The following is a 2,027-nucleotide window of genomic DNA, read 5'->3' as shown; positions in this document are numbered from 1 at the left end:
GGGTCCGCCGGCGGACCCGTACGGGCCGGGCGCGGTGGCGCGGCCCCGGGTCAGGGTCAGCGCGAGGGCGATCATGCCGAGGCCCAGGAACAGGTGCAGCCAGTTGTCGGCCGTGTTCACCGGCACGAAGTTGGCGCCGTTGTGGTGGTCGACGACCACCAGCCCGTACACCCACAGCACCAGGTAGACCAGCCCGCCGCCGATCAGGTAGGAGCGGGCCGTCGGCGCGGTGCGCGACAGCGCGAGGCCGACCACGCCGAAGAGCAGGTGGACCAGGTTGTGCAGGACGGAGACCTGGAAGAGGCCGAGCAGGTTCGCCCCCGACGTGTGCGACGCGAACGCCATCTCCCCGTAGTGGGTGGTGATCCCCGGGACGAACCCGAGGACCCCCACCAGAAGGAACACCAGGCCCACCGCCTGGGCGGCCCGCTGCACCGGGGCGTACTCACCGGTCGGCCCGGCCTCGTTCAGGCTCATCGTCGTGGCGCCTCCTCACGGCGGCGCCGGCCTTCGGCTTCCGCCTCGTGCCCCGCCGGTGCCCCGGTCCGCGTGCGGGTAGGCCGAAGATCACTCTCCCGGCGGAGCCGCGTTTTCCCGCCGCGCCCCCGGGCACTCGCCCGCCATGTCCAGCAACCCGTCTGTTCTCGCCGACCGCACCGCCGCGCTGCTGCTGAAGGGGTACGCCTGGCTGCCCGGCATGGTCCGGCGGCACGGCAGCCCCCTGTTCACCCGGCTCATGGGCCGCCCGGCCGTGGCCGTGCGCGGGCCGGAGGCGGTCCGGTTCGTGTACGACGAGCGGCACGTGGTGCGCGGGCAGGCCATGCCCGAGCCGGTGCTGAGCACGCTCTTCGGCAAGGGGGCCGTGCACACCCTGGACGGGGAGCCGCACCGGGTGCGCAAGGCGATGTTCCTGGCGCTGCTGACCGACCCCGGCCGGGTCGCCGACCTGACCGAGCAGGTCGCCGACGCCTGGGAGCGAGCGGTGCCCGAGTGGGCGGAGCGCGAGGAGATCGTGCTGTTCGACGAGGCCGCCGTGGTCCTCACCCGTGCGGTGTGCCGGTGGGCGGGCGTGCCGCTGGAGGAGGCGGACGTGCGCCCGCTGGCCCGTGACCTGGTGGCCATGGTGGACGGTTTCGCCACCGCGGGCCCGCGCCACTGGCGGGCGCGCCGTGCCCGCTCCCGCCGCGAGTTCTGGGCGGCCGGGATCGTCGAGGAGGTCCGTGACGACGCCCTGGCCCCGCCGGAGGGCTCCGCGCTGGACGTCGTCGCCCGGCACCGGGACGCGGACGGTCTCCTGCTGGAGCCGAGGGTGGCCGGCGTGGAACTGCTCAACGTGCTGCGGCCGACGGTGGCGGTGACCTGGTTCCTCTCCTTCGCCGGCCACCTGCTGCACCACCGGCCCGATGTGCGGGACCGGCTGTGGGCCGACGACGCCGCCTACCTGGCCGCGTTCGTGCACGAGCTGCGCCGCTTCTACCCGTTCGCGCCGTTGATCGGCGGCCAGGCCCCGGCGGACGTGTCCTTCCAGGGCCGGGAGATCCCCGAGGGCGGCATGGTGGTGCTGGACCTGTTCGGCCAGAACCACGACGAGGAGCTGTGGGGCGACCCGTACGTCTTCCGGCCGGAGCGGTTCCTGGAGCGGCCGGTGGAGCGCGACGAACTGGTCCCGCAGGGCGGCGGCGACCCGGCGCACGGCCACCGCTGCCCCGGCGAGGCCGTGACCATCGCGCTGCTGGAGGCGCTGACGCTGCGGCTGGCCCGGCTGGAGCACCGGGTGCCCGAGCAGGACCTGCGGATCTCCCTGCACCGCATCCCGGCCCGGCCGCGCAGCGGCCTGCGCATCACCGTCACGGGGAAGTGACACCGCCGCCCGGGCCCGGGCGGCGCGGCCCGGACGTCCGTCCCCGCCGGCGCACCCGTCCCCGGCCGTGACACCGCACACATCACCCTCCACGGGTCCGGGGCGCTTGCCCCGGTGCCGAGGTGCGGGGGATGGTGGGGAGAGCAATGTCGTACAGAAGGGCGGT

The 2,027-nt window shown here is 74.9% G+C and carries 2 protein-coding genes; one reads left to right on the top strand and one right to left on the bottom strand.

Translation table 11 applies throughout. The features are described 5' to 3' along the window. Positions 1-477 (bottom strand): DUF4383 domain-containing protein (locus HW445_RS28530; RefSeq protein ID WP_180223734.1); only part of this gene is annotated, 477 nt, incomplete at its 3' end. Positions 478-622: 145 nt separating this feature from the next. Here HW445_RS28530 and HW445_RS28525 point away from each other — a divergent pair. Next, positions 623-1,861 carry a cytochrome P450 gene (locus HW445_RS28525; protein ID WP_180223733.1) on the top strand — a complete coding sequence of 413 codons (1,239 nt, stop codon included), beginning with the start codon at positions 623-625 and terminating at the stop codon, positions 1,859-1,861. Positions 1,862-2,027: the final 166 nt, after the last annotated feature.

It is taken from the genome of Streptomyces sp. UH6 (assembly GCF_013421635.1).
GTDB classification, from domain to species: Bacteria; Actinomycetota; Actinomycetes; order Streptomycetales; family Streptomycetaceae; genus Streptomyces; species Streptomyces abyssomicinicus.
Note: the sequence above shows the minus strand (reverse complement) of the source record. Positions and strands in the feature narration are given on the sequence as shown.

Bases quoted from the DNA above. Each gene is read 5' to 3' on its own strand.
- HW445_RS28525 (WP_180223733.1), top strand. From the start codon at position 623: ATGTCCAGCAACCCGTCTGTTCTCGCCGACCGCACCGCCGCGCTGCTG.